General features: G+C 73.1%; 26 protein-coding genes and 1 pseudogene. 7 read left to right on the forward strand and 20 right to left on the reverse strand.

The window, feature by feature from the left end:
* Positions 1–54: 54 nt before the first annotated feature.
* Entirely contained in the window at positions 55–543 is a 489-nt protein-coding gene (locus ACIBJC_RS07580) for a hypothetical protein (protein ID WP_399289231.1), read from the reverse strand.
* Between the two features lie 163 nt (positions 544–706).
* Here ACIBJC_RS07580 and ACIBJC_RS07585 point away from each other — a divergent pair, with 163 nt between their 5' ends.
* Entirely contained in the window at positions 707–1,312 is a 606-nt protein-coding gene (locus ACIBJC_RS07585) for a DUF6461 domain-containing protein (protein ID WP_399289233.1), read from the forward strand.
* A 158-nt stretch (positions 1,313–1,470) separates the two neighbouring features.
* Positions 1,471–2,034, forward strand: a complete 564-nt coding sequence (locus ACIBJC_RS07590; protein WP_399289235.1) for an NUDIX hydrolase — start codon at positions 1,471–1,473, stop codon at positions 2,032–2,034.
* 118 nt (positions 2,035–2,152) lie between these two features.
* Here the strand turns inward: ACIBJC_RS07590 and ACIBJC_RS07595 are convergent, their stop codons facing one another.
* Positions 2,153–2,842 carry a YoaK family protein gene (locus tag ACIBJC_RS07595; protein WP_399289237.1) on the reverse strand — a complete coding sequence of 230 codons (690 nt, stop codon included), beginning with the start codon at positions 2,840–2,842 and terminating at the stop codon, positions 2,153–2,155.
* A gap of 153 nt (positions 2,843–2,995) precedes the next feature.
* Here ACIBJC_RS07595 and ACIBJC_RS07600 point away from each other — a divergent pair, with 153 nt between their 5' ends.
* Together ACIBJC_RS07600 and ACIBJC_RS07605 are read left to right on the forward strand one after the other, a co-directional pair.
* Positions 2,996–4,306: a D-arabinono-1,4-lactone oxidase gene (locus ACIBJC_RS07600; RefSeq protein WP_399289239.1), complete on the forward strand. Its 1,311-nt coding sequence runs from the start codon at positions 2,996–2,998 to the stop codon at positions 4,304–4,306.
* Between the two features lie 97 nt (positions 4,307–4,403).
* Positions 4,404–5,351 (forward strand): serine hydrolase, encoded by a 948-nt coding sequence (locus ACIBJC_RS07605; RefSeq protein WP_399289241.1) that lies wholly within the window; start codon positions 4,404–4,406, stop codon positions 5,349–5,351.
* Positions 5,352–5,382: 31 nt separating this feature from the next.
* Here the strand turns inward: ACIBJC_RS07605 and ACIBJC_RS07610 are convergent, their stop codons facing one another.
* The 14 genes from ACIBJC_RS07610 to ACIBJC_RS07675 form a co-directional block, all read right to left on the reverse strand.
* On the reverse strand, positions 5,383–6,129 hold the full coding sequence (locus ACIBJC_RS07610) for a class I SAM-dependent methyltransferase (protein ID WP_399289243.1): 747 nt from the start codon (positions 6,127–6,129) through the stop codon (positions 5,383–5,385).
* A gap of 34 nt (positions 6,130–6,163) precedes the next feature.
* Entirely contained in the window at positions 6,164–7,627 is a 1,464-nt protein-coding gene (locus ACIBJC_RS07615; protein WP_399289245.1) for a PLP-dependent aminotransferase family protein, read from the reverse strand.
* A 123-nt stretch (positions 7,628–7,750) separates the two neighbouring features.
* Complete coding sequence (locus ACIBJC_RS07620) at positions 7,751–8,788, reverse strand: helix-turn-helix domain-containing protein (RefSeq protein WP_399289247.1); 1,038 nt, start codon at positions 8,786–8,788, stop codon at positions 7,751–7,753.
* A 63-nt stretch (positions 8,789–8,851) separates the two neighbouring features.
* Positions 8,852–9,868, reverse strand: a complete 1,017-nt coding sequence (locus ACIBJC_RS07625) for an alpha/beta hydrolase (protein WP_399289249.1) — start codon at positions 9,866–9,868, stop codon at positions 8,852–8,854.
* A 216-nt stretch (positions 9,869–10,084) separates the two neighbouring features.
* The gene (locus ACIBJC_RS07630) at positions 10,085–11,383 is read right to left on the reverse strand and encodes a cytochrome P450 (protein WP_399289251.1); all 1,299 of its coding nucleotides are present in this window, start codon (positions 11,381–11,383) and stop codon (positions 10,085–10,087) included.
* Complete coding sequence (locus tag ACIBJC_RS07635; RefSeq protein ID WP_399289253.1) at positions 11,380–11,997, reverse strand: GTP-binding protein; 618 nt, start codon at positions 11,995–11,997, stop codon at positions 11,380–11,382. Before ACIBJC_RS07635 ends, ACIBJC_RS07630 begins: the two co-directional genes overlap by 4 nt.
* Positions 11,975–12,349: a DUF742 domain-containing protein gene (locus ACIBJC_RS07640; protein ID WP_329825301.1), complete on the reverse strand. Its 375-nt coding sequence runs from the start codon at positions 12,347–12,349 to the stop codon at positions 11,975–11,977. The genes ACIBJC_RS07635 and ACIBJC_RS07640 overlap by 23 nt, the downstream gene beginning before the upstream one ends.
* Positions 12,346–12,756, reverse strand: a complete 411-nt coding sequence (locus tag ACIBJC_RS07645; protein WP_329825302.1) for a roadblock/LC7 domain-containing protein — start codon at positions 12,754–12,756, stop codon at positions 12,346–12,348. The genes ACIBJC_RS07640 and ACIBJC_RS07645 overlap by 4 nt, the downstream gene beginning before the upstream one ends.
* A 2-nt stretch (positions 12,757–12,758) precedes the next feature.
* Positions 12,759–14,471 carry an ATP-binding protein gene (locus tag ACIBJC_RS07650; RefSeq protein ID WP_399289255.1) on the reverse strand — a complete coding sequence of 571 codons (1,713 nt, stop codon included), beginning with the start codon at positions 14,469–14,471 and terminating at the stop codon, positions 12,759–12,761.
* 357 nt (positions 14,472–14,828) lie between these two features.
* Positions 14,829–16,217: a Si-specific NAD(P)(+) transhydrogenase gene (sthA, locus tag ACIBJC_RS07655; RefSeq protein ID WP_399289830.1), complete on the reverse strand. Its 1,389-nt coding sequence runs from the start codon at positions 16,215–16,217 to the stop codon at positions 14,829–14,831.
* A gap of 110 nt (positions 16,218–16,327) precedes the next feature.
* A complete protein-coding gene (locus ACIBJC_RS07660) occupies positions 16,328–17,047 on the reverse strand; it encodes a VOC family protein (protein ID WP_399289257.1) in 720 nt (239 codons plus the stop codon).
* A gap of 148 nt (positions 17,048–17,195) precedes the next feature.
* Positions 17,196–17,951 (reverse strand): beta-glucanase, encoded by a 756-nt coding sequence (locus ACIBJC_RS07665; RefSeq protein WP_399289259.1) that lies wholly within the window; start codon positions 17,949–17,951, stop codon positions 17,196–17,198.
* A gap of 199 nt (positions 17,952–18,150) precedes the next feature.
* On the reverse strand, positions 18,151–18,540 hold the full coding sequence (locus tag ACIBJC_RS07670; RefSeq protein ID WP_399289261.1) for a hypothetical protein: 390 nt from the start codon (positions 18,538–18,540) through the stop codon (positions 18,151–18,153).
* Between the two features lie 100 nt (positions 18,541–18,640).
* Positions 18,641–19,291: a DUF6629 family protein gene (locus tag ACIBJC_RS07675; RefSeq protein WP_399289263.1), complete on the reverse strand. Its 651-nt coding sequence runs from the start codon at positions 19,289–19,291 to the stop codon at positions 18,641–18,643.
* A 172-nt stretch (positions 19,292–19,463) separates the two neighbouring features.
* Between ACIBJC_RS07675 and ACIBJC_RS07680 the strand changes: the two are divergent.
* The 3 genes and pseudogenes from ACIBJC_RS07680 to ACIBJC_RS07690 all read left to right on the forward strand — a co-directional run.
* Positions 19,464–19,583, forward strand: a pseudogene (locus ACIBJC_RS07680) (MerR family transcriptional regulator); the annotation flags it as partial.
* 281 nt (positions 19,584–19,864) lie between these two features.
* Entirely contained in the window at positions 19,865–20,068 is a 204-nt protein-coding gene (locus ACIBJC_RS07685; RefSeq protein ID WP_030228921.1) for a cold-shock protein, read from the forward strand.
* Positions 20,069–20,213: 145 nt separating this feature from the next.
* Positions 20,214–21,761, forward strand: a complete 1,548-nt coding sequence (locus tag ACIBJC_RS07690; RefSeq protein ID WP_399289265.1) for a DEAD/DEAH box helicase — start codon at positions 20,214–20,216, stop codon at positions 21,759–21,761.
* Between the two features lie 116 nt (positions 21,762–21,877).
* On the opposite strand, the gene ACIBJC_RS07695 is transcribed toward ACIBJC_RS07690, so the two are convergent.
* The 4 genes from ACIBJC_RS07695 to ACIBJC_RS07710 form a co-directional block, all read right to left on the reverse strand.
* Positions 21,878–22,255, reverse strand: coding sequence for a hypothetical protein (locus ACIBJC_RS07695; RefSeq protein ID WP_399289267.1), 378 nt, complete (start codon positions 22,253–22,255; stop codon positions 21,878–21,880).
* Between the two features lie 47 nt (positions 22,256–22,302).
* Complete coding sequence (locus ACIBJC_RS07700; RefSeq protein WP_399289269.1) at positions 22,303–22,611, reverse strand: SCO5918 family protein; 309 nt, start codon at positions 22,609–22,611, stop codon at positions 22,303–22,305.
* A gap of 133 nt (positions 22,612–22,744) precedes the next feature.
* Entirely contained in the window at positions 22,745–24,256 is a 1,512-nt protein-coding gene (locus tag ACIBJC_RS07705) for a DUF6056 family protein (RefSeq protein WP_399289271.1), read from the reverse strand.
* Between the two features lie 74 nt (positions 24,257–24,330).
* Entirely contained in the window at positions 24,331–25,263 is a 933-nt protein-coding gene (locus tag ACIBJC_RS07710; RefSeq protein WP_399289273.1) for a glycosyltransferase family 2 protein, read from the reverse strand.
* Between the last annotated feature and the right edge of the window lie 27 nt (positions 25,264–25,290).

Below are 25,290 nucleotides of genomic sequence, written 5' to 3' on the forward strand. Positions count from 1 at the left end.
CGCGGGCGCGGGCGCGTCGGCGCCCGGCCCGCCGTCACCGGCCCGTGGCCGTCGTCAGTTCCGCCACACCCCGAGCGCCGCGCGCCGACGGTGGTCCGGGTCCGCGCCGGCGGGGGCACAGGCGTGGACCGGGTACGCGGGCGGGGCCACCATGTCCCGTACGGCCGAGTCCGCGGCCAGGGTCCGGTCGGCAGGGGGCGCGGCGGACGCGTCCGTACGCTGCGGCAGCACGCTCGGCTCGTCCGCGTCGGCGCAGGACGCCGCCCCGTGCGAGGCCCGTCCCGCGCAGCCGGCCACCGGGAGCGCGGGCTGCGCGGCCGACGGCTGCCCGGCCGACGGCTGCCCGGCGGACGGCTGCCCTTCGAACGGCTGGGACGCCAGGACCGCCCGGCCCGCCGGGACCCCCGCCGACGGTGCGGCGGAGACCGGACCGTGGGCGCAGCCCAGCACATGCACCAGCGCGGCCAGCACGGCGATCAGCACGGCCCAGGCCCTCGGGCATGCCCTCGGCCCCCTGCTCGCCCCGCCGCACGCACCGCTCATGTCGCGCAGCGTATGTGATCGGTCACCTGTTGTTCTCATCGGCCCCGCCGGGAATCACCCGCCAGGTCGCGCGGAGGCCGCTCCAAGACCCGCCCGAGGGGGTCCGGTGGCGCGCCCGCGTGCGTAGGCTTTCGCGCGGACGGTGACGGAGGGGGCGGGGCCGGTGGTGGAGCCGGTGGTGGAGGACGGCATCGGATGGCTCCTGGAGCCGTACCTGGTCGACTGTGTGACCTTCGCGCGTGACATCGGCCCCGGCGAACTGGTCGCCCGCCTCGGCGCCCGGCCGACCGGACCGGCCGGGCCCGCCTCCGTGGCGGAGGCCCTGGACGCGCTCGCGGCGCCGGGCGTCGACGGTGTGGCCCGGGTCGGCCGGGCGGCGGGCTGGTCCTTCGCCGTCGAGTACGGCGACGCCGTCGGCCCCACCCCGGCCGGTCTGGCCGCCGTCTCGCACGGAGGCGTCGAGGCCGTCAGCTTCCTGTTGACGCCCTGGCATCCGCCGTCGGTCTTCCGGCACTACGAGGACGGACGGCACATCTGCTCGTTCGGGATCGGGGCCGAGACCCACCGCCTGGGCAGCGACCCCGACCTGCTGGTGCCCGCCCTGACGGAGCTGGCGGTCCTGCCGGTGGTCCGGGGGCTCGACGGCGCCCGGCGCGAGCGCTCCCACCGGCGGACCATGCGGGCCGTCCAGGACCACTTCGGGCTGCGCCTGCCCCGGCACGACGTCGTCGAGGGACGGCTTCCGCTCCATGTCGTACGGGAGCGCTGAGCCGGAGGACGCGGAAGACACGGAAAACACGGAGGACACCGGCCGCCGGATTCCGTAACCTCGCCACGGTCACAGCAAACGATCACAGCACCCGGCCGCGCGAACCCCATGCGCGGTACGCGGCGAACCGGCACGGGGACAGGGGCAGGGGCAGGCGTATGCGGACAGCAGGACGGCGGATCGACGAGGTGCTGGACGGATACCGGCCCCATGATGCGGTCGAGGCCGCCGATGTCGCCCGCGTACGGGAACTCGCGCGCGACACCGAGGACCCCTGGCTGCGCTCCGTCCCGCTGCATGTGACGGCCTCGGCCCTGATCGTGCACCCCGCCGGCGGACGCGTCCTGATGCGCAGGCACCCCCGGATGGACACCTGGCTCCAGGTCGGCGGCCACGGCGACCCGGGGGAGACCGAGCCCCTGGACGTCGCCCTGCGCGAGGCCCGCGAGGAGACCGGACTCGGCGATCTGACGCCCTGGCGGGACGCCTCCCTCATCCAGGTGGTGATCGTGCCCGTACCCGCGGGCGGCGACGAGCCCGCGCACGAACACGCCGACCTCCGGTACGTCCTGACCACGGCGGAACCGGACACGGTCCGCCCGGAGAGGCCCGACGCGCCCCTGCGCTGGATGACCCCGGCCGAGGCGTCGCAGGCGACCTCCGAGGAGAACGTACGCGAGGCGCTGCGGCGCGTCGGGAAGCTGCTGGCGGCGACGGGCTGACCAGCCGGGCCACGACCCGCGGAGGTCCCGGGCCGGACACGGAGCACACCGCGCACCGGGCACCGGGCATTCCGGGCCGGACACGCGGTACGCCGCGCGCCTCCCCGGGCACCTGCCCTCAGGCCGGCACGCCCACCGGCAGCGGCGCCCGCGCGAACACCCAGGACACGCCCGCGACCAGCACGGCGGCCAGCGCCACGACCCCCGCCAGAGTCACCTGGAGCAGCAGCGCCCCACAGGCCGCCCCGGCGAACATGGCGAGCACCGACCCCACCCTGCGGTGCGGCCGAGCACCGGTCCCGGCGCCGAGCACGCTCTCCGCGGTGAGCGCCGTGAGGGTCTGGGTGAGCACCGTCGTGGTGAGATCCCGGGGCCCCAGCAGCCGTACCGTCGCGTTCTGCAGCCCGCAGCAGAGACCGAGCAGCGCGACGATCGCCAGCAGCGCCCGGCCCTCGGCGCGCAGCACCCCCGTACCGATCAGCAGCGCCGTCAGCGCCAGCCCGGCCGCCTGCCCGGCGAACGCGCCGCCGAGCCAGAGCCGAGGCCGGCCGCCGAGGAGCCTGCTGAGCTGACCGCCGAGGAACGCCCCGAGCACGAAGGCCGTCATCGCCACGATCGGCGCGACGACCGGCAGCCGGTCGCTCCGCACCACGGAGAACCCGAGGAAGACCACATTGCCGGTCATGTTGGCGACGAAGACATGGCCGAGCCGCAGAAAACTCACCGCGTCCACCAGACCGGTCGCGAACGTCATCACCAGCAGCGCCCCCACGGCCCACCGCCGCGCCACGAGAAGGTCCTCCGCCACCGCGCCCCACCTGCTCTCCGCCGTGCTTCTTCCGCTCCGCCGTCACCTGCCGGTCCGGCACGTCACAGACCCTAACCAAGCAGGTGGGAGTCCTGATAAGAAGAACCCCGAGCGGGCATGGCCCCCGCGCCCCGACGCAGCGAAGGAGACTCCGTGCCCCACACGCCCGGACGCACCGAAGAACCGCGCGACTCCTCCGTACCGCCCAAGGTGCGGAACTGGGCGGGCAACATCACCTTCCAGGCGGCGCGTCTGCACACCCCCGCGTCGGTGGAGCGGCTGCGGGAGATCGTCGCGGGCGCCGACGCCGTACGGGCCCTCGGCAGCGGCCACTCGTTCAACACGATCGCCGACACGCGCGGCGACCTGGTCTCGGTGGCCGGACTGCCCAGGACCGTGGAGGTCGACACGGCGGCGGCCACGGTCACGGTCGGCGCGGGACTGCGGTTCGCCGAGTTCACCGGCGCCGTCCACGCGGCCGGCCTGGCCCTGCACAACCTCGGCTCGCTCCCGCACATCTCCGTCGCAGGCGCCTGCTCAACCGGTACCCACGGCTCCGGGGCCGGCAACGGCACCCTGGCGTCGGCCGTACGCGCGCTGGAGATCGTCACGGCCGACGGCGAACTGCTGCGGCTCGCCCGGGGCGACGCGGACTTCCCCGGCGCCGTCGTCGCCCTGGGCGCCCTCGGGATCGTCACCCGGATGACGCTCGGCCTCGTACCCGCCTACGAGATACGGCAGCGGGTGTACGACGGGCTGCCCTACGAGCGGCTGCGTGAGCACTTCGACGAGATCCTGTCCGCCGCGTACAGCGTGAGCGTCTTCACCGACTGGCGCCCGGACGGCGCGGCCCAGGTGTGGCTGAAGCAGCGGACCGGCGACCCCGGCACCGATGCCGCGCCGGACGCCTGGCACGGCGCCCTCCCCGCGGACGGCCCCCGCCACCCGGTGCCCGGCATGGACGCGTCGACCTGCACCGAGCAGGGCGGCGTCCCGGGGCCGTGGCACGAACGGCTGCCCCACTTCCGCGCCGGCTACGTCCCGAGCAGCGGCGACGAACTCCAGAGCGAGTACTTCGTGGCCAGGGAGGACGGCCCCGCGGCCTTCGAGGCGCTGGCCCGCATCGGGGAGCGGATCGCGTCCGTGCTCCAGATCGGCGAGATACGCACCGTCGCCGCCGACGACCTCTGGCTCAGCCCGGCGTACGGGCGGGACACGGTGGCCTTCCACTTCACCTGGTTCCCGGACACCGACGCGGTGACCCCGGTGCTGGAGGCGATCGAGGAGGCACTCGCACCGTTCGGCACCCGGCCGCACTGGGGCAAGCTCTTCGTGATGGGCCCCGAGCGCGTCAGGGAGCTGTACGCGCGCTACGCCGACTTCGAGTCACTGGCGGCGAAGGCCGACCCACGCGGCGTGTTCCGCAACGCCATGCTGGACCGGTACTTCCCTGGCGCAAGGTGACGTACATCACCGATTCGATGGTGTGTCAGAAAATAAGTCATAGAAGTTTAACCTGCGACACAGACAAGCCTCAGTCGGTGTTCCTAGCCTCTCCCGCATGCCCCAGCACCGTTCCGCCCGCTCCGCCCGCCTCTCCCTGCCGCGCAGGGCCGCCTTCCCCGCGGCTGCCGCCGCTGCCGCCTGCCTGACCGTATGGACGGCGACGGGATTCCCGTCGCCGTCCATCGGCGACTCCGGCGCGGCGCCGGGGGCGGACGGACTCTCGCGGTCGGCCTCCGCCGCCCTGTCCTCACGGGTGTCCGAACCCGACCAGGTCCTGACGCGGCGGCTCGCCGCCCTGCCCAAGCCCGCCAAGGCCTCGGTCTCGGTGGCGGTGATCGACCTCAAGGACGGCCGCGAGGCGGACTACGGCGTCGGCACGGGGAAGCCCGGCGCGGGCGGGACCTACGACACGGCGAGCATCGTGAAGGTCGACATCCTGGCGGCGCTGCTGCTGCGGGCACAGGACGAGCACCGGGCGCTCACCACGGCGGAGAAGTCCCACGCGACCAAGATGATCAAGGTGAGCGACAACGCGTCGGCGACCGCGCTGTGGCGCGTGATCGGCAAGGGCGACGGCCTGGACGCGGCGAACCGGCGGCTGGGCCTGACCGGCACGACCGCGGGCAGCGGCGCGCTGTGGGGGCTGACGCAGTCGACCGCGGCCGACCAGATCGCCCTGCTGTCGTCGGTCTTCGGAAACGGTGACGGCTCCCCGCTGACCGCCGCCTCCCGCGCGTACGTACGGGGCCTGATGGGCGGGATAGCGGCCGGCCAGGACTGGGGCGTCTCGGCGGCGGGCACGGTGACCGGGCTGAAGAACGGCTGGCTCTCGCGGAGCGCGACCGGCCTGTGGGACGTGAACAGCATCGGACGGATCGAGGAGAACGGGCACAGCTATCTGCTCGCCGTGCTCTCCCGGGGCAGCGTCAGCATGAAGGCGGGGATCTCCCTGGTGGAGAAGGCGGCCACCACCGCGGTCTCGGCCTCCCGCGAGTGGGCGTAGCGTCCCCGGACCAGCTTCTGGTGGCCACCACTCAGCTTCTGGTGGCCACCACCAGGACGCAGCGGGGGCTGCCGTCCGGCCGTGCGCCGAGGTCCGCCAGGGGCAGCAGACCGGTGGCGAAGCCCGCACCGGCCAGGTCGTCCAGCACGTCCGGCAGCCGGAAGGTGCGGTAGTACATGACGAACGGCGGATGCCGGAGCAGATTGCGCAGCCGCATCGCCCCGTCGAACCCCCACATCGCCCAGTACGCCGCCGAGCCGATCCGGGGCGGCGCGGGCACCGGGAAGACGAATCTGCCGCCCGGCCGCAGCGCCGTGTACGCCTGGGCGAAGAGCCCGGGCCGCTCACCGGGCAGGAAGTGACCGAACGCCCCGAAGCTCACCGCCAGATCGAAGGCGGCCCTGAACGGAAGGGCGCGCGCGTCGGCCCGTACCCAGTCCACCGCCGGCGAGCCGGACCGCCCCGCGGGGCCGGGGGAGTCCCGCAGTTTGGCGCGGGCGGCGGCGAGCATCCCCGCGCTGAAGTCGACACCGGTGGCGCGCTCCGCGCAGAGCCGCCGCAGCACCTCCACCCCGGCGCCGGTCCCGCAGCAGATGTCGAGTCCGGTACGGAAAGGACCGAGCGGCGCGGTCGTACGGACCACCGCGTCCAGCAGCGGACCGGGCGTACGGAACGGCGTCCGGTCGAACTTCGGGGCCAGCAGGTCGTAGCCGTGCTCGACGGACGACAGCGCCTGCACGGCGAGTTCGCGAAGGGTGGGTCCCTGAGGGGTGAACATCACGCTCAGGGTAGCCACCGCGCGGGGCGTGCCCTCACGGGGCCGTCAGCCCGGCGCGGGCGGCGGCGATCCGGCGCACCGCGTCCCGCAGCCGGTCGGGCGGCTGGGTGAAGGGCAGCCGGAGCCACCGCTCCAGCCGGTCCTGCACGCCGAAGCGGTCCCCGGGGGTGAGCAGTACGCCGTACTGCCGTGCGGCGGCGGTCAGCCGTGAACCGATCGGTTCCGGCAGCCGGCACCAGAGGTTCACCCCGCCGTCCGGCGTGCGGAAGGACCAGTCGGGGCAGTCGGCGCGCACCGCGGCGACCAGCGCGTCCCGCTGCGCGCGCAGCTCACGGCGGCGCGGCCCGAGGCTCGGCTCGGGGTCACTGAGCAGCCCGGAGAGCCAGAGCTGTTCGAAGAGCGGCGAGCCCAGATCCAGCGAGGCCCTGATGTCGCCGAGCCGGCCGATCAGCTCCTCGGAGGCCCTGATCCAGCCGATGCGCAGGCCGCCCCAGTGGGTCTTGGCCGGCGAGCCCACCGTGATCGTCCAGCGCGGCGCGAACGCGGCCAGCGGCGGCGGCGCGCTCCCCGGCCCGCCTCCGTCCCCGTCCGGGTCCCCGTCGCCGAGGCCGAGATCCACCGCCGACTCGTCGACGACCGTATGGGTCCGGGTGGCGGCCAGCGCGGCGCCCAGCCGCTCGCGGTCCCCGGCGCCCATGCGCCGCCCGGTGGGGTTGTGGAAGTCGACCATCAGATACGCCAGCCGGGGCGAGGACTGGCGCAGCGTCGCCGCGATCCCGTCGACGTCCCAGCCGGACGCGGCGAACGGATCGACCGGCACGGGGACGAGATGGCACCGCGCCGCCGTCACCGCGTCGAAGGCGTGCGGATAGCCGGGCTCCTCGACCAGGACCCGGTCGCCGGGCCCGGCCAGCAGCCGCAGCGCCAGGGCGAAACCGTGGTGCGCCCCATTGGTGATCATGATCTCCGACGGTGCGGTGGGCAGACCGCGCGCCGTGTAACGGGCCGCGATCCGCTCGCGCAGCGGCGCGATGCCCAGATCGTCGTACGTCTCGTCGCGCAGCGCCTCCCGCAGGGCCCGCTGCGCCGCCTCGAAGGCGGGCAGCAGACCGTCCGCCGCGCCGGGGGAGGCCCGGGTGAGATTGATCGGCCCGGCGCCGTCGTGCGGTCCGGCGTCCGGGTGCCGTCCCTCGGAGGGCGCCGCCGTCCAGGACCCGGAGCCCTGCCGGGACGCGACCAGACCCGCGTCACGCAGCCGCTCCAGCGCCGCGCCGATCATGGTCCTGCTGACGCCGAGCGCGACGGCCAGTTCCCGCTCGGACGGCAGCCGCGTCCCCGGAGGCAGTCTGCCGTCCAGGATCCGGGTGGCGAGGGCGTCGGCCAGATCGTGCCCGCCGCTGCGCGGACCGCCCAAGTGCCACTGCCCGAGCGTGCTCGCCAGCCGGGTGGCGGAGATACGGCCCGTGGTGCCACTGCTGAGAGGCGGCAATCCATTCATCGGGCCACTGTAATGAGATTGGTCATGGAGTGGTATGCGGAATCCGGCCAATCAGGCGTCGCGGAGAGAAACAGAGGGAATTGGAGGGAAGCTGAGGGAAGTGGGCTCATGCGGCAGGCACGGTCAGACACCGGATGACCGGTGCAGCCGCCGTGCCATGAGCGCGAGTTGGAGCCGCAACCGCCCGTACGGATCCTGCACCGGCCAGCCGAGCCACTGCTCCGCCTGCGCCAGCCGGTCCTGGAGCGTCGAGTGGTGCAGGGTCAGCTCCGCCGCCGCGGCGCGCAGACTCGGCGCGAACGCCACCGCGTGCAGGGTGAGCGCCGCCCAGGGCGCCCCGCCGACCGCCCGCTCCAGCGCCCGTACATCGGGGACCGGTTCGCCACCGGCACCGACCGCGTCCGCCAGCAGGACCAGGGTGCCCAGGTCGTCCGCGTACACCGTCCTCGGTCCGGGGTCCCGCGCGTCACCCTCCGCCGTGAACCGCAGCGCGACCCGCGCGGCGGCCCAGGAGGCCGGGAGGCCGAGCAGCGGCACGGCCGGGCCGATCCCGGCCCGCCGGCCCCCGGTCACGGCAGCCTCCCGCTCGGCGGGCACGCGCGCCCCCTGCGCGGGCACCGGCGTGATGACGGGCGGCGCCCCGGCCGGCGCCACCGCGCGGGCCAGGACCGTGTCCCGCAGGCCGAGCCGCCCGGCCGCCTGCCGCCGCGCGTGCTCCGGGGCGGACGCGTCCAGCAGCACCTCCACGGACGCCGGGTCCTCGCCGGGCTTCTGGACCGGGGCCCGGCCCCGGGTCCGGTCGAGGACCACCCGCGCCGCTGACGCGGCCCGCTCCAGCACCATCGCGTGGACCCCGCCGGGCGGCCCGGCCAGCTCCAGCCACACCGCGGGGACGCCGCCCGGCTCCAGCGGGGCGGACATCCAGCGGGGATCGGGCGGAGCGCCACCGCCCAGCCGTACGCCGTCGGCGCCGACCCGGATCCGTACACACCGCTCCGCGTCCACCAGCCGGGCCGTACCGCCGGAGAGCACCGCCGCGCCGCGCACCAGCGCCTCCAGGCCCGCCCGGCCCTCGACCAGCCGGTCGAAGTACGCGATCACATGGAGCGCCGCCCCCGCGTCGGGGTCGAGCGCGGCGAGCCTGCCCGCGAGTTCCTTCACCCCCTCATCCTGCGGCGCGGGGCGCCCGGAGCCAAGGGCGTCCCGGCCGGCCGCGCCCGCGGCTCAGTTCCCCAGCAGCCGGGTGAGCCAGCGGAGCTGGGCGGTCCTGGCGTCCTGGGCGAGCGCGGTCTGCGGCGCCAGCGTCTCGAAACCGTGGAAGCCACCGGGCCACACATGCAGCTCCGCCCGGCCGCCCGCCTGCCACAGCCGGGACGCGTACGCCACGTCCTCGTCCCGGAAGGTCTCGGCGGAGCCGACGTCGATGAACGCGGGCGGCAGCCTCGACAGATCCGTGGCCCGCGCCGGAGCGGCGTACGGGGAGACGTCCGGGCCGCCGCGCGCCTCGCCCAGCAGCGAGGTCCAGCCGATGTGGTTCGCGGCCCGGTCCCACACGCCCTGGCCCGCCATCTGCAGACTCGACGGGGTGTCGTTGCGGTCGTCGAGCATCGGGCACATGAGCATCTGCCCGGCCAGCGCGGGACCGCTCCTGTCGCGGGCCAGCAGCGCGACGGCCGCGGCCAGCCCACCGCCCGCGCTGCCGCCGGCGACAATGATCCTGGCGGGGTCGATGCCCAGTTCGGCGGCGTGCTCCGCCGTCCAGACCAGCCCCGCGTACGCGTCCTCCACCGGCGCCGGATGCGGGTGCTCGGGGGCCAGCCGGTACTCCACCGACACCACGACCAGGTTCAGCTCCAGCGCCCAGTCGAGGGCGTTCTCCAGCCCGGTCCTGTTGTTCCCGAGGATCATGCCGCCGCCGTGGATCTGGTACAGCGCGGGCAGCCCCGTGGCCGAGGCGGACGGACCGGTTCCGGCGGGCCGGCAGATGAGCAGGGAGATGTCCGGCTCACCCGGCGGCCCCGGCACCGTACGCTCCTCCAACTCGACGGCGCCGTCCCGGCGCAGATCCTCGTCGGACGGCCCGAGCCCCCGCCCGCTCCGTACGGCGGGGAGATCCGTGAAATCCAGCGGGCCGCCCATCCCCGCGACGATGACGTCGAGCGCCGCCGCCAGCTCCGGGTCGAACGGAGGGGGCGGTCCCGGTCGTTCGGTCCCGGTGGGCTGTGGCTCCGTGGCGGTCATCGGCTCTCCCTTTTCCGTGGTCACGTCCCTGCGACCGGTGATGACCATGGTGCCGCCGGAGCGACGGCCACCGGGAGCGCCGAACGGCGGGGATCCCCCGCCGGGCGGCGGGTGCCGGGCCCGGGGCCGCCCTCCCCGGTCACCCGCCGCACGTCCGCCCGCCCGATGCTCGTCCGCTCGCCCGCCCGCACGTCCGGTCGCTCCCCGCTCGCCCGGTCACTCGCCGGCGCGGACCGGGATCCGCGCCGGGGAGAACTCCACGGGCAGGGATTTCGGCACCCGGGTCCACGGGGAGGGGTGCCAGGCCACCTCCTCGGAGGGGATCGCGAGCTTCATGTCGGGCAGCAGATGCAGCACGGTGTTGACCGCGGTACGGGTGATCAGCCGCGCCGGCACCTGCGCGGGGCAGACGTGCGGCCCCGCCGAGAACGCGAGATGGGCGCGGTTGCCCGGCTCGCTCGCGGCGTCGTCGGGACGGATCACCGGATCGTCGTTGGCGGCGGCGATGCCCAGGATCAGCGCGTCCCCGCGCCGGATGAGCCGGCCCCCCAGCTCCGTGTCGGCGAGCGCGTAGCGGGCGGGCTGGTTGTTCATCGGCGGGTCGCGCCACAGCGCCTCGTCGAGCGCGTCGTCCACGCCGAGCCGGCCCCCGTGCATCCGGGCGGCGAAGCGCGGATCGGTGAGCAGCAGCCGCAGCGCCAGCGAGGTCCACGCGTTGACCCCCTCCGTACCGGCGGAGATCATCGCTGCCATCGACTGCAGACGCTCCTCGTCGTTGCGAAGGTTCGGATGGTTGATGAACGACGTGGTCAGATCGTCCGCCGGGTCGCTGTGCCGCTGGCGCAGCGCGTCCGCGAGGATCTCCTCGAAGTCCCGGTTGCCGTCCTGGGAGTCGTCGGCGCTGCCGAACACGGCGACCAGCGTGCCCAGCAGCTTCTGCCCCTCGGCGCTGTTCAGCCCGAAGAGCGACGCGATGGAGAGCATCGGCACGATCGTCGCGTACTCGGTCACCAGATCGGCCCGGCCGCGCTGGGAGAACCCCGCGATCAGCTCCGTGCACACCGACTCGACCTGACGGCGCGCCCGGCGCTGGTCGATCCTGGCCACCCCCTCGTCGAGGGGCTGGCGCAGCCTGCGGTGTTCCGCGCCGTCGGCGCCGAGGACATTGGCGCGCCAGCCCATCATCGGGAGCAGTCTCGACTTCGGGGACACCACCCCGTCGTTGAGATCGCGCCAGTTCCTGGCGTCACGGGAGTAGATCTGCTCCTGCCGGGTGATGGTCAGCAGTTCCCGGTAGCCGAGGACGAGCCAGGCGTGCACGCCCGGCGCCAGTTCGACCTTGGCGACATTGCCCCACCGGGCGCGCAGTGCGCGGTAGACCTCCCGGGGGTCGGGCGCGCCGGTGGCCGCGGCGAGCGGCATGGGCGCCTCCCCGTCGGCAGGTGTGACGGACGCGTGGCGCGCGGGACACTCCGGAGGGGGCGAGAGCGGGGTGAGGGCGGGGGGACGGGTCATGAGGCGGTCTCCTTGGCGGGCTCGGCGCCGACGTGCGAGACGTTCGACACGTACTGGACCAGGCTGATCAGGGCGTCCACCGACGGCATGCGCTCCCGCGCGTCGCACACCACCACGGGGGTGTCCGGCAGCAGATCGAGCGCCCCGCGCAATTCCGTCGTCCCGTGCACCTCGCTGTCGGGGAACTGGTTGACGGCGACGGCGAACGGCAGCCCGCGCAGCTCCAGTTGTTCGAGGACGTCGAAGCTGTCCTCCAGCCTCCGGGTGTCGACGATGACGAGGACGCCCAGCGCGCCCTCCGCGAGTCCGTCCCAGAGATCCCAGAACCGGCGCTGCCCCGGGGTGCCGAACAGGTAGAGCACCAGCCGGGAGTTGAGGGTGATCCGGCCGAAGTCCATGGCGACGGTGGTGGTCGTCTTCGTGCTCATCCCGGCCAGATCGTCCACACCGACGCTCGCCTCGGTCATCACCTCCTCCGTGCGCAGCGGTTCGATCTCGCTGACCGAGCCGACCAGTGTCGTCTTCCCGACGCCGAACGCGCCCACCACCAGGATCTTGACGGCCTGTTGGATCGTGTCGGGTAAATAGCGGTCAGCGGAGCCGACGGAGACCATCCAGTACCTCCTGAAGGAGTTGGGAATCGGGAAGAACGGCCTGGGGGACGCCGGAGCGCGCGCAGAGATGACCGTCGTCGATGAGATCGGACGCGAGCACCTTCACCAGGCTCACCGGCAGTTCGAGATGGGCGGCGGCCTCCACGAGGGAGAGCAGCCGCTCGCACATCCGCACCAGGGCACGCTCCTCCCGGGTCGCGGAGACCGGCAGGTCGCGCGGGGAGTCGGCGGCGATGAGAAGGCTCTCGACACCGACGGTGTTACGGCTGGGCCTGCACCGGCCCTTGGTGATCACGTACGGGCGGAGGGCGTTCGCCGCATACTCGCCGTACTCGCCGTCCGGGCCACTCACCGCACGGATTCCTGCCGGGGCGGGCTGCTCAGGTTCCCCGCACCCATCCGCAGCACCTGCGCCTGCATCTGCCGGGCGACCAGCTTCGGGTCCACCACGGGGCCCGTCACCACCGCGAGATGGGCGCCCCTGGCGCTGCGCATGAACAGATAGCCCCCGTTGAACTCCACCATCTGCTGGTGGACCGCCCCGCCTTCCTCACCGAACTCCCTGCCGAGACTGCGGGCGAGGGACTGGAGCCCCGAACAGTTGGCCGCCAGCCGGTCGGCGGAGTCCCGGTCCATCCCCTCGGAGCTGGCCAGCAGCAGCCCGTCGGCGCTGAAGACGATCACTTCGCGTACCCCCGGCACGGCGGCCACCTCGGCGATCATCCAGCCGCGTTGCTCCGGGTTCTCCGTGTAACTCATGCTCACGTCAGTCCTTCCGGTGAATCGGGGGTGGGGTACGAAGGGCCTCGCTGGCCCTGGTGGGGTACGGAGTGGCCCTGATGCGGTACGGGGTCGGGAACCGGCACGGACCGGCCGCCCTCGATGAACTGCTCCATCCAGTCGCCCGCCTGTTCGGGGGTGCCCGGCGGGGTGGTCGCGACGGGGCCCGCCTCCACCGGCGCGTACTCGTCGCGCCGTGAGCGCCGCTGCGGCAGCCGCTGCACGAGGGCGGCGCGCTCCGGCGCGGGCCGCCACACGGACTCCTGGACGTACGGGGTCACGGCGTCCGCCGTCGCCTCGGCCACCGGCGGTACGGGCGGGGGCGGTTCGGCGGAGGCGACCGGCGCGGAGAGCGTCGCCGGTTCGGGCGCCCCGGCGGGCTCGCGCACCTCACTTCCGTCCCGTCCCTCCCACACCGAAGGCGCCGGCTCCGCCGTGACCGTGACCGCCCCGGACGCGGCCGGGGATCCCTCCTCGGCGGACACCGCGGGCCTCCTGCGGACGAGCGGGACGGCGGCCGTACCGGCGGGGGGAAGCGTCTCCAGTACGTCCCGGGGGACCAGCACCACCGCGCGGACCCCGCCGTACGGGGAGGGCCCGAGGTCGACGTGGAAGCCGTGCCGGTCGGCGAAGCGCCCCACGACCGCGAAACCGGTCTGCGGGATCTCGCCGACCTCGCCGACCCCGAGGAGCCGGCGGCCGGAGACGATCTCGCGCGCCTCGGCCAGCCGGTACTCGTCCATGCCGAGACCGCCGTCGTCCACCTCGACCACCGCGCCGCGCTGCACCGTCCGTACGGTCACCGGCACCGCCGTCCGGGGCGGCGAGTACTCGGTGGCGTTGGCGAGCAGCTCCGCCAGCAGGTGGATCAGCGGCTCCACGATCGACGGGGTGACCCCGAGGTCCGGGTCGCCGGTCACCTGCACCCGCTGATACGCGACGATCCGGCCGGAGGCGGCACGCACCACGTCCACCATCGCCAGCGGCTTCTGCCACTGCTGTCCCGGCCATTCGCCGCAGAGCACCTTGAGGCTCTGCGCGTGCCGGGCCTGCTGGGTCGCCGCGTGGTCCACCCGCATGGTGGTCTCCAGCAGGTCGGCGTCGCCGGGGAAGCGGTCCGCGAGACCGGTGACGGCGGCCTGGATCCGGTGCGCCGAGGTCTGTACCCGGCTCGCCAGCTCCACCAGGGCCAGCCGCTGGGACTCCTCGCGGTACTGCACCGAACCGGTGACCGAGGAGAGCAGCAGGTCGAACCCGTCGCCCACGGCGCGCCCGAGCTGTTCGCCGCCGTGCAGCGGCGCGGGAATCTCCGAACGGGTGAGGGCCGCGGGCAGCCGTTGGTTGACGAGGTGCTCGACCTCCTCCCTCACCAGCTCGGCCTGGTGCTCGGAGCGTTGCTCGACATGGGTGCGCCAGCCGGTCTCGCGGCGCACCGCCTCGGCCTCGCGCTCCCTGGCCTCGTCCAGGAACCGGGAGGCGTCGTACTCGGCGCGCCGATGCCGGCCGCGCAGCACGGCCAGGGCGACGAACAGCAGCGCGGCGACCGCGCCGTACGCCGCGGCCGCTCCGGCGCTCATGCGGGCGAGGGGCACCAGCGGTATGGCGAAGGCCACGAGCGCGACCACGAGGGTGGCCGGCCAGAGCCACGGTGAGCTGCCCCGGGGCAGAGAAGGGGGCGCGGGGGAACGTGCCATGGAAAACCTTTGAGTTCGCTGAGAGACGTGGTCCGGCCGAGGTCACCCGGTGGAGGTCACGGGAGGTGGAGAAGGCGGCGCGTGGCCGGTATGACCTGGCGCGGGCCCAGGGGGCGGCGGACGCCGTCGGCCTCACCGTGGTCATGCCAGTTGATCATGAGATGAACTACCTCTTCACCAGACGTTGTTGGGGATCGTATCCCCGTCGGACCGGTTCTGAAGTAACTTAACGAATACGGAGGGTCACGAAAATAAATCGACCGTTACCGACTGATGCCGACAGAAAACGACTGACGCTGACTGCCGCTGGCTGTCTGCGCAGGACCATGGCCGGTCGGTTCGGCCATGTGGGTGGCGTCAGCGCTTCATGCGCTCGATCAGCCGCATCTTGTTCGTCACGTCGAGGGCGGCGACCTTGTACGACTCCGCGAGCGTCGGATAGTTGAACACCGCGTCCACCAGGTAGTCGACGGTGCCGCCGCACCCCATCACGGCCTGACCGATGTGGATCAGCTCCGTGGCGCCCGAGCCGAAGCAGTGGACCCCGAGCAGCCGGCGGTCCTCCGGGGACACCAGCAGCTTGAGCATGCCGTGCGCGTCGCCGACTATCTGGCCGCGGGCCAGCTCCCGGTAGCGCGCCACACCGACCTCGAACGGCACGCGCTCCTCGGTCAGTTGATCCTCGGTGCGGCCGATGAAGCTGATCTCGGGGATCGTGTAGATGCCGATCGGCTGGAGGTGGTGCATCGGGTTCACAGGCTCCTCGCACGCGTGGTACGCGGCGGCCCTGCCCTGCTCCATCGAGGTCGCGGCCAGCGCCGGGAAGCCGATGACGTCACCGACCGCGTAGATGTGCGGAACGGCCGTACGGTAGTGCTCGTCCACCGGTATCCGGCCGCGCCCGTCGGCGGAGAGCCCCGCCGTGCCGAGATCCAGCGCCTCGGTCAGCCCCTGCCGTCCCGCCGAGTACATCACCGCGTCGGCGGCGATCTTCTTGCCGCTCTCCAGAAGCGTGAGCGTGCCCTCCTCGTGCCGCTCGACCGCCGCGACCGTCTCCCCGAAGCGGAACGTCACGGCGAGATCGCGCAGCCGGTACTTGAGCGCCTCCACCACCTCGGCGTCGCAGAAGTCCAGCATGCCGGCGCGCTGTTCGACCACCGTGATCCTGCTGCCGAGCGCCGCGAACATCGAGCAGTACTCCATGCCGATCACACCGGCGCCGACGATCACCATGGACCGGGGAATCCGTTCCAGGTTGAGGACGCTGTCGGAGTCCATGACCGTACGGTCGTCGAACTCCACGCTCGCGGGGCGCGCCGGACGCGTTCCGGTGGCGATCACGAGGTGATCCGCCGTCAGCAGCCGCTCCTGGCCCGCCTCGTCCCGTACGGCGACGGTGTGGTCGTCCACGAACCGGCCGGTGCCGGAGACCAGGGTGACCTGGTTCCTGGCGAGCTGGCTGCGGATGACGTCGACCTCCAGGCCGACGACATGCTGGGTGCGCGCGGTCAGGTCGGCGACGGTGATCTCGTCCTTGAGCCGGTAGCTCTGGCCGTAGAGATCGCGCTGCGTCAGCCCGCTGAGATAGAGCACCGCCTCGCGCAGCGTCTTGGAGGGCACGGTCCCGGTGTGCAGGGACACCCCGCCGATCATGTGGGGCCGGTCCACGACGGCGACCCGGCGACCCAGCTTCGCGGCGGCGATGGCGGCCTTCTGGCCACCCGGACCCGATCCGATGACAAGCATGTCGAAGTCACGCACGGGAGGAGTCTGTCAGCCGGGGGCGCGTCCCGGAAGGGGGTCCCCCGGGCGATCGCTCCGGGGACGCCGCGTTCCGCGGCCACCGGACGCCCGCCTCACGCGACGACGGTGAACAGGCCCCCGTCGGGGTCGCGGAGCGTGGCCTCGTGGCCCGAGTCGGAGACGGCCGGGGGAGCGACGACGCCACCCCCGGCCGCCGCGGCCGCCGCCGCGGCGCAGGACACGTCGGCCACCCGGAAGTAGACGTGCCAGCGGGGCCGGATCTGCGGGTCGGGCGCGCTCTCGACGGCCCCGCCGCGCAGCGCGGCGACCGTGTGCGTACCGTCGCGCACCAGCACCTGGTCGTTCTCGTAGTGCACCTCGCAGCTCGGCCGCTCGTCGGAGCCCCAGGTGAGCACCTGCGCGTAGAAGATGGCCGCCGCGAAGGCGTCCCGGGTACGCAGCTCCAGGCGCGCGGGCCCGGCGCCCCGGCCCACGGACCAGCCCACGACCGTCCTGCCCTCCCAGAAGCCGAACACGGCGCCGTCCGGGTCGGCGGCGAGGGTGGCGCGCCCCGTGCTCATGGCGAGAGGGCCGACGGCGACGGTCGCGCCCCGTTCCCGGATGCGCGCGGCGGCCGTGTCCGCGTCGTCCACGGCGAAGTACGGGGTCCAGGCGACCGCGGCCTGCAGACTCGGGGCCAGCGCCCCGATCCCCCCGACGGCCCGGCCGCCGGAGAGCGCCACGGAGAACGCGTCGCCCAGATCCGTGTGGCGGAAGGTCCAGCCGAGGACCGCGCCGTAGAACTCCTGGGCCGCGCGGAGGTCGCGGGCCATCAGACTCACCCAGCAGGGGGCCCCGATCACGGCACGTGGTGACGCCTGCATGGCTCTGGTCCACTCCGTTCTGGCGGCCTGCGGGAGCGGTCCTCGACGCTCCCGTAGCCATGCTTCACCCGGGCGCGGCGCCGCGCATGTCGGCGCCTCAGGAGCGGGAGCGGTGGACGCGGAGAAAATCGACCTGGTACGAGAGGGCGGACGTGACCGGGTCGGGCGCCGGGTGGTACCGGCCGGAGGAGACCGACAGATTCACGATCAGCGAGGCCGACCAGTCGCGGCCGACCCCCGTGCCGTCCGCGAAGACCCGGATCCCGTTGACCCACCAGACCACGGTCCTGGCCCGGAACTCGACCTTCAGGGCCACCCACGCGCCCGGCCGGACCGAGGGATGGGCATAGGCGAGCCCGCCGCCCCTGACATGGTTCGACAGCTCCAGCACTCCCGGGTTGTCGGGGTGGTACTCGAAGACGTCGATCTCGTTCCCGCCGTCCCGCCAGGTCCAGATCGCGGGCCACGCCCCGAGCCCGGTGGGCAGCTTCACCCGGGTCTCCAGGACGTCACCCGTGCGCAGCGTGAATCCGTCGGGGCTGCCCTCCGTGGTGAGCAGACCGGTGTCCCAGTCGCCGTCGGGGCGGCGGGTCGCCCGGAAGACACCGTCGCGGCTGTACTCCGGATCGGTGACGAGATGGTCCAGCTTGTTGTCGCCCGGATTGGTCGGCCCACCGCCCGGATACGCCCAGGACCGGCCGGCGACCCACTGCCGCGTGGAGGAGAAGTCGGCGGTGAAGCAGGGCGACCCGGCAGGCCCGGGCGGACGGCCGGGAGCCGGTACGGTCGGGCGCGGCCAGGGCCTGAGCCGGCCGGCCAGCCACTCCAGAACTGCGGAACCGCGCTGCCCCATGGTGTTCCTCTTCCCCGGACGGGATCGCGCTCACGGGCACGGAACGGCCCACGACCGCGCTGACCCGCCATGCTAGGAAGACAGGGGCAGGGCCCGCGAGGAACCTGCCACGCGGGCCCGGGCGACCTTCAGTTCGGACACTGCCCCCAACGGGTAGGACCGTCCCTCCGTCGCCGGACGGTCCAGGGCGACATCCCGTTCAAGCCGACGCCGGGGGCGGCACGGCGGCCTGGACCCCCGGCGGCACGGAGCGCTGCGCCGCCGCCTGGTCACCGGCGGAGCCGTTGATCTTCTCGATCGCCTGCCGGGCGTGCTCACCGGGGGTACGGGCCGTCAGCGACGACACCGTGGAGGCCGGTCCGGCGACCGGCCAGTCCTGCGCGGGCTTCGCGTGACCCGCGGCGGCCCGGGTGCGCAGCCGGTGGCTCGCGGCCTCGTCCAGGCTGACGGGACGCTTCATCTGGGCGGCCAGCCGACTGGCCTCCTGCCCCAGCGAGGCGACGTCCTCCCACCCCAGCCGAACCACCAGGCGGAGTTCGGCCTCTCCGTCGGGCAGTGCGCGGAGGGAGGTGTTGACGGGGTCATTCATGGACTGAATCCTCTGGGTCTCGGAACGGAACCCTGGCGGAGAGGGCCGCACGCGCGGGCGCGGGTGCTGCAGAGTCATACGGGCCGCCGCCACGGGGTGTTCACCCCGGTGGCCGATTCCGGTCGTTCGCCGGGTTCGCCGCCCCGGCCGGCGCCCGTCCCCGTACGAGCAGCACCACGGAGGCCACCGCGGCGAGGGCGCACCAGGTGGAGACGTACTCCAGGCGCCACAGCGCCGCGCAGACGACCGCGCCGAGCGCCACCACCACACCCAGCAGCCGCACCCACCGGTCCCCGCCGAGCAGCAGGGCGCCGACCGTGGCGACCAGATAGCCCACGACGAGCGGCACGGCGTACGGCAGGTCGATCACGTACCCGACCGTGTGGTCCCGGATCTCGGCGGTCACCGTACGGTGTGTGAGGGCGTGGCCGAGGGCGCCCGCCGTGGTGAGCCCGACGGCCAGCGGAACCGCGAGCCGGCGCCGGGCCCCGGGCGGGGCGGCGACCAGCACGGCGAGCGGCACCCACACGGCCAGCAGGGGCAGGGCGACGACGGCCCAGGCCAGCGTCGCGGGACCGGAGCCCCCGCCGGCCCGCCACACGGCCGCCTCGACGATCTGGTGCGCCCCCAGGATCAGCGGCAGCGCGGCGAGCGGCAGCTCACGGGCCGAGCGCACGCGGGCCACACAGGCCACCCCGATCGCGGTGATCGCGGTGCCCGCCACGAGGTCGGCCGTCGCGCTCCAGCACATGACACTTCCAAAATAGGCGCGGACGTGCGGAAGGGCTCTCGACCGCCGGGTACGCCGCCACCGTTGTCCCGGGTGAATTTCTGCCGCACCGGTGCGAGGAAATCTGTGCCAGCGAAAGTAGACATGGGTTCCGGACTCGGTCTGGGGTCCCGTCGGAGTCGAGCGACGGAAGACGAGGATCGACGCCGCCTGCCGGATCGTCACCCTGGAGGACCGGCTCGACGAGGCGCTGCGGCTCAACGAGGAGCTGCGCGGGCGCCCCGCCGACCGGGGCGCTGCGGGCGATTCCTGAATATCTGTGGCCGCCGCTGCAGAAATAATCCTGATGCCCGGTGAACATTTGTGGTGCGACCGGCGGAGTGATAAATGCCGCAGTGCCGGACGCTCACTCCGTGCTAGTGTTGATCTCAGTTGCGGTTGTGGTTCCCAAAGACTTCAAGTGCTCTTACCGGCTTTATGTGTCGGTGGGTGCGCTTTTGTATTTCCGGAGATTTTCCGGACGGGGTAATCATCGCGGCGACGTGGGGTGCGCACAGTGCGAACCCCCGGGCATTGCCCCGAAGGAGATCAAACATGGCCAGTGGCACCGTCAAGTGGTTCAACGCGGAAAAGGGTTTCGGATTCATCGAGCAGGACGGTGGCGGCGCTGACGTCTTCGCCCACTACTCGAACATCGCCACCCAGGGCTTCCGCGAGCTGCAGGAGGGCCAGAAGGTGAACTTCGACGTCACGCAGGGCCAGAAGGGCCCGCAGGCCGAGAACATCGTTCCCGCCTGACGTTGAACATCTGACGTAGCTGGGGCCCGCATCTCAAGGGTGCGGGCCCCAGCTACGTTGCATTTATCCGGCTCGTTCTTGCGATTCTCCGCGCGGTTTTCCTGCCGGGAATTCTCGATAACGTGCCCATCGAGAAAGGTTCTGAATGAACCGCGCACCGCGCACGAACGACCGTTACTCCCGCACCCGTTCAGGTGGCCCCGCCGCCGGGCGGGGCGGCCGCTTCGGCGGCCAGCCCGCAGGCCGCTCCGGATCCCAGGGCCGCTCCGGCGCCCCCGGCCGCTCCGGTGGCTACGGACGGCGCCCCTCGGCGCCGAAGGGGGAGTTCGCGCTCCCCGTGACCATCACCCCGGCGCTGCCCCCGGTGACCGCCTTCGGCGAGCTGGACCTGCCCGCCGAGGTACTGAAGACGCTCACCGGACAGGGCGTCACCGAGCCGTTCCCGATCCAGGCGGCCACCCTGCCCAACTCGCTGGCGGGCCGGGACGTACTGGGCCGGGGCCGTACCGGATCCGGCAAGACCCTCGCCTTCGGCCTCGCCCTGCTCGCCCGTACCGCCGGACAGCGGGCCCAGCCGCGCGAGCCGCTGGCCCTGATCCTCGTCCCCACCCGGGAACTGGCCCAGCAGGTCACCGACGCGCTCACCCCGTACGCCCGGTCGCTGCGGCTGCGGACGGCGACCGTCGTCGGCGGCATGTCGATCGGCCGGCAGGCCAGCGCGCTGCGCGGCGGCGCCGAGATCGTCGTGGCCACGCCCGGGCGGCTCAAGGACCTCATCGAGCGCGGCGACTGCTGGCTCGGCCGGGTCGCGATCACCGTGCTGGACGAGGCCGACCAGATGGCCGACATGGGCTTCATGCCGCAGGTCACGGAGTTGCTGGACCAGGTGCGCACCGAGGGCCAGCGGATGCTGTTCTCGGCGACCCTGGACCGTAACGTCGACCTGCTGGTCCGCCGCTACCTGCACGACCCGGTCGTCCACTCGGTCGACCCGTCCGCCGGCGCGGTCACCACGATGGAACACCACGTACTGCACGTGCACGGCGCCGACAAGTACGCCACCACCACGGAGATCGCCGCCCGCGAGGGCCGGGTGCTGATGTTCCTGGACACCAAGCACGCCGTCGACCGGCTGACCGAGCACCTGCTGAACAGCGGCGTACGCGCCGCCGCGCTGCACGGCGGCAAGTCCCAGCCGCAGCGCACCCGCACCCTCGCGCAGTTCAAGACCGGCCATGTCACGGTGCTGGTGGCCACCAACGTCGCCGCCCGCGGTATCCATGTCGACAACCTCGACCTCGTCGTCAACGTCGACCCGCCCAGCGACCACAAGGACTACCTGCACCGCGGCGGCCGTACGGCCCGCGCGGGGGAGTCCGGCAGTGTCGTCACCCTGGTGCTGCCGGGGCAGCGCCGTGAGATGACCCGGCTGATGGCCGACGCGGGCATCACCCCGCAGACCACCCAGGTCCGCTCCGGCGAGGCCGAGCTGCACCGGATCACCGGCGCCCAGGCACCCTCGGGCGTCCCCGTCACCATCAGCGCGCCGGCCGCCGACCGTCCGCAGCGCGGCGGCTCCTCGTCGCGCGCCCGGGCCCGGGGCCGTTCGCCGCAGTCGCGCCGTAACGCCGAGCAGTCCGCGGCCCGCGCCGCCGCCGCGCAGCGCCGGGCCCCCCGGGACAACGCCGCCTGACGGAGCGCGGAGCGCGGGCGCTCCGGCACGGGAAGGGCCCCGGTACCCATCAGGTACCGGGGCCCTTCCCCTGTGTCATGGCCGGACGGAGGCTCGGTGGGGCACCGCGCGGGCGCTCAGCCGTCGGAGTAGCTGACGTCCCCCACCGTCCAGGCGCTGACGTCCTTGATGGAGATGCGGTACATGCCACCGGTCTCCGGGATGCCCAGCGTCCCCTGGAGGATCCGGGCCACATGGAAGTGCAGATGGGTGGGCGGCTCGCTGCGGGTACGCGGGCGGGCGCCCCGGCCGGGGGAGACGAAGATGGCGGCGAACGGTCCCAGACGCTCGGAGTCCTCCAGGACCTCCGCCACGCGCTCCCGCCATACGGATTCGGGTGCCAGGCGGCCCGTGAGGACGGCGCCCTGGACGACCACGGTGAGGGACATCTGATTGCTTTGCTCGGACTCCACGGTGGTGGCGATGTCAACAAGCAGATGATCAGGCTTCGACATGGGCGCCGACTCTACTACGCGGACGGCCGCCCACGGGGGTGGTCCGGTCAGTCCTGGGCAGCCGGTCCCAGCAGCGCCGACGCCGTCTCCATCGGGCTGAGGGGCGCCGGCGCCACGGGCGCGGGAACGGCCTGGCAGGTGAAGCCGAGCCGGGTCAGCGCGCGCGTCACCTCGAAGGCGGTGAAGTCGCGGCGGTCCTGCCGGGTGATCACCTCGCCCACCTGCTTGACGGGGTAGCTGCGACGGCCGATGACCACGGATTCGCCGGTGATCGGCTCGGGCTTGATGCCCTTCATCGCCTGCTGCACCTCGCTCTTGGTCAGTTCGAAGGGAAAGCGGGCGATGACGCAGCGCATAATGCCTCAGGGGGGAAGAAGGAGAAATGCGGGAAAGCTCAGCATCCCACACGTCCTCACGGCCGGGAACCGGGATATCCACGTCGGGCCGGGACGAGGGCCCTTGCCCGATCGCCGTGCGGACGCGCCCGTGTCACGGCAGCCTGCCCGGCGCGAACGTGACCCGCGACAGATGGTAGTACGCCGCGACACACCGAGCGGGCCAGGGCCTGTGCCGGTGGCCGCCGAACGGTTCGCCCATCCCGCTGATCGACACGGGGTGGTACGGCAGGACCCGCGCGCCCCGCGCCACGTGCTCCCGCAGCCACCGGTCCTGGTGGTCCCACCGCTCCGCCCGTACGCGCAGGTCCTGGCCCAGATCGCCGACGGGGACGGCCAGTCCGGCACAGCACGCGGCGCACACCGCCGCACCGGCCGCGGCCACCGCGCCCGTACGCCACCCGGCACGCCGCAGCGCGCGCCCCAGGAGGGCGCCGGCGCCCGTCAACACCAGGACGTACAGCAGGAGATAGTCGTTCCAGGTCCGCGCCGCGCGTGCCACGGCCTCGCCGAAGAGCGGATAGGTGAGGACCGTGCAGAGGTAGCCGGAGACGACGACCGCCAGGGCGCCGACGGCCAGCAGGAAGCCGGGACGGCAGGGCAGCAGCACCGAAGGGCGCGAGGACCGGCCGCGCAGGAGCAGCCCGAGGAGCAGACCGGCCGCGACGGCCCCCACGTACTGCCATGTCGTCAGGACCGTGCCCAGGATGTCCAGGAAGCCGTGGAACGACTCCGCCAGCGACGCGGGCGAGAACAGGTCGCCGGTCCTGGCCCCGTACCGCTCACGCCGCTGCCGCGACCCCGGGGAGGTGACCAGCACGAGCAGGCCGGTCGCCACGCCCGCGATCCCGGTCAGGCACCAGGCGCGCGCGTAGGACCGTACGCGGGGGACGAAGAGCCTGTGGCGCACCAGCAGTCCGGCCGCGAGCGCCACCAGGGTGACCGCCGAGGTCTCCTCGGAGAGCGTGCCGAGGAAACAGCCGATGGCGAACACGGCGGCCAGGGCGGCGCGCCGGCCGCTGTGCGAGCGGGCCCACGCGAGCGGGATCACCGCGGCGCAGGCCAGCACCGGCGCCACGGTGTGCGAGACGGAGGAGGCGGGCCAGTAGAACGTCTTGTAGATGTTGAGCGTCGGGAAGAGGAAGACCACGGCCGTCATGGCCGCCACGAGCAGCGGGACACCGCGCGGCGCCGTACACCCGGCCAGACGCAGCACCGTACGGAGCGCGCCCCACAGGAGCGCCAGTATGACGACGGCACTGACGGCGGCGAACCACTGGTGGCCCGCGATGCCCGGCTTCGCGTACAGCCCGACCAGCACGCCGTTGCCGAGCCGCCCGTTGTCCGTGCCGTAGAACTTCCCGATCAGCCCCGTGACTCCGTGGTCGCGCACCTGGGGGAGGAAGCACCAGTCGTCCGCGCTGGGGCGGACATGGCGGCCGAGCCACGCCGCCATGGCCAGGAGGGCGAGGGGCAGCGCCGCGAGCGCGGGCGGTCCGTACGCCGTCCACCCGCGTACGGACCGCCCGTTCGCCCCTTCGGGCCCGGGGACGGATCGCTCGGCCGGCTCTCCGGGGAGGGTGACGCTCGGCGCGCCCGTAGCCATGCGCACCACCGCCTTTCGGGGCTGTAGAGGAGCGGGAACGATGCCGTGCCGTCCAGGGGACTCTCGAAACACGCCTAGAGGGCGGCCCTGTTTCTCGGTCCGACACCGGTACGGGACTGCTCACCGATACGGGACTGTTCCGTTTCGCGGACCACGTAATGCGGACGGTGTTTCGCCTCGTGATAGATCCGGCCCACGTACTCACCGATGATGCCGAGCGTCGCGAGCTGGATTCCGCTGAGCGCCACGACGGAGGTGATCAGCGTGGTGTATCCGGGCGCGTCCACCCCGTTCAGCGCCACATTCCCGATGATCCACAGGGCGTATCCCAGCGCGGAGAGGAAGAGCCACAGCCCGGTGTGGATCGCCAGCCGCAGAGGGCGGCTGTTGAAGGAGAGCAGCCCGTCGATTCCGTAGTTGAGCAGATTCCGCCCGCCCCATTTCGACTTTCCGGCGGCCCGGCGCACATTCCGGTAGGTGAAGCTCGCCGTGTCGAAGCCGATCCACGAGAAGATGCCCTTGGAGAACCGGTTGGACTCGGGCAGCGAGAGCACACTGTCCACCGCGCGGCGCGAGAGCAGCCGGAAGTCACCGGCCCCGTCGACGACTTCGACCTCCATGCAGCGGCGCACCAGCCGGTAGTAGGCGAGGCTGAGCGCGGTGCGCAGGGCGCCCTCGCCCGCGCGGTCGCGCTGGGCGACGACCTGGTCGTAGCCGTGGCGGTGCAGGTCCAGCATCCGGGGGACGAGGTCGGGAGGGTGCTGGAGGTCGGCGTCCATCAGGACCACCGCGTCGCCCCGGGACATCCGCAGCCCCGCGAGCATGGCCGCCTCCTTGCCGAAGTTGCGGCTGAAGGAGGTGTAGCGGACCCGGGGGTCGGCGCCGGCGAGTCCGCTCAGCAGCAGCCTGGTCCCGTCGGTGCTGCCGTCGTCCACGTAACAGATCTCGAAGGTCTGCCGGGTCGGTTCGAGGGCGGCGAGCAGAGCGCTGTGAAAAGACCCGAGCACTTCGCTCTCGTTGAAACACGGTACGAC

It is taken from the genome of Streptomyces sp. NPDC050509 (genome assembly GCF_044457965.1).
Classification (GTDB): Bacteria; Actinomycetota; Actinomycetes; order Streptomycetales; family Streptomycetaceae; genus Streptomyces.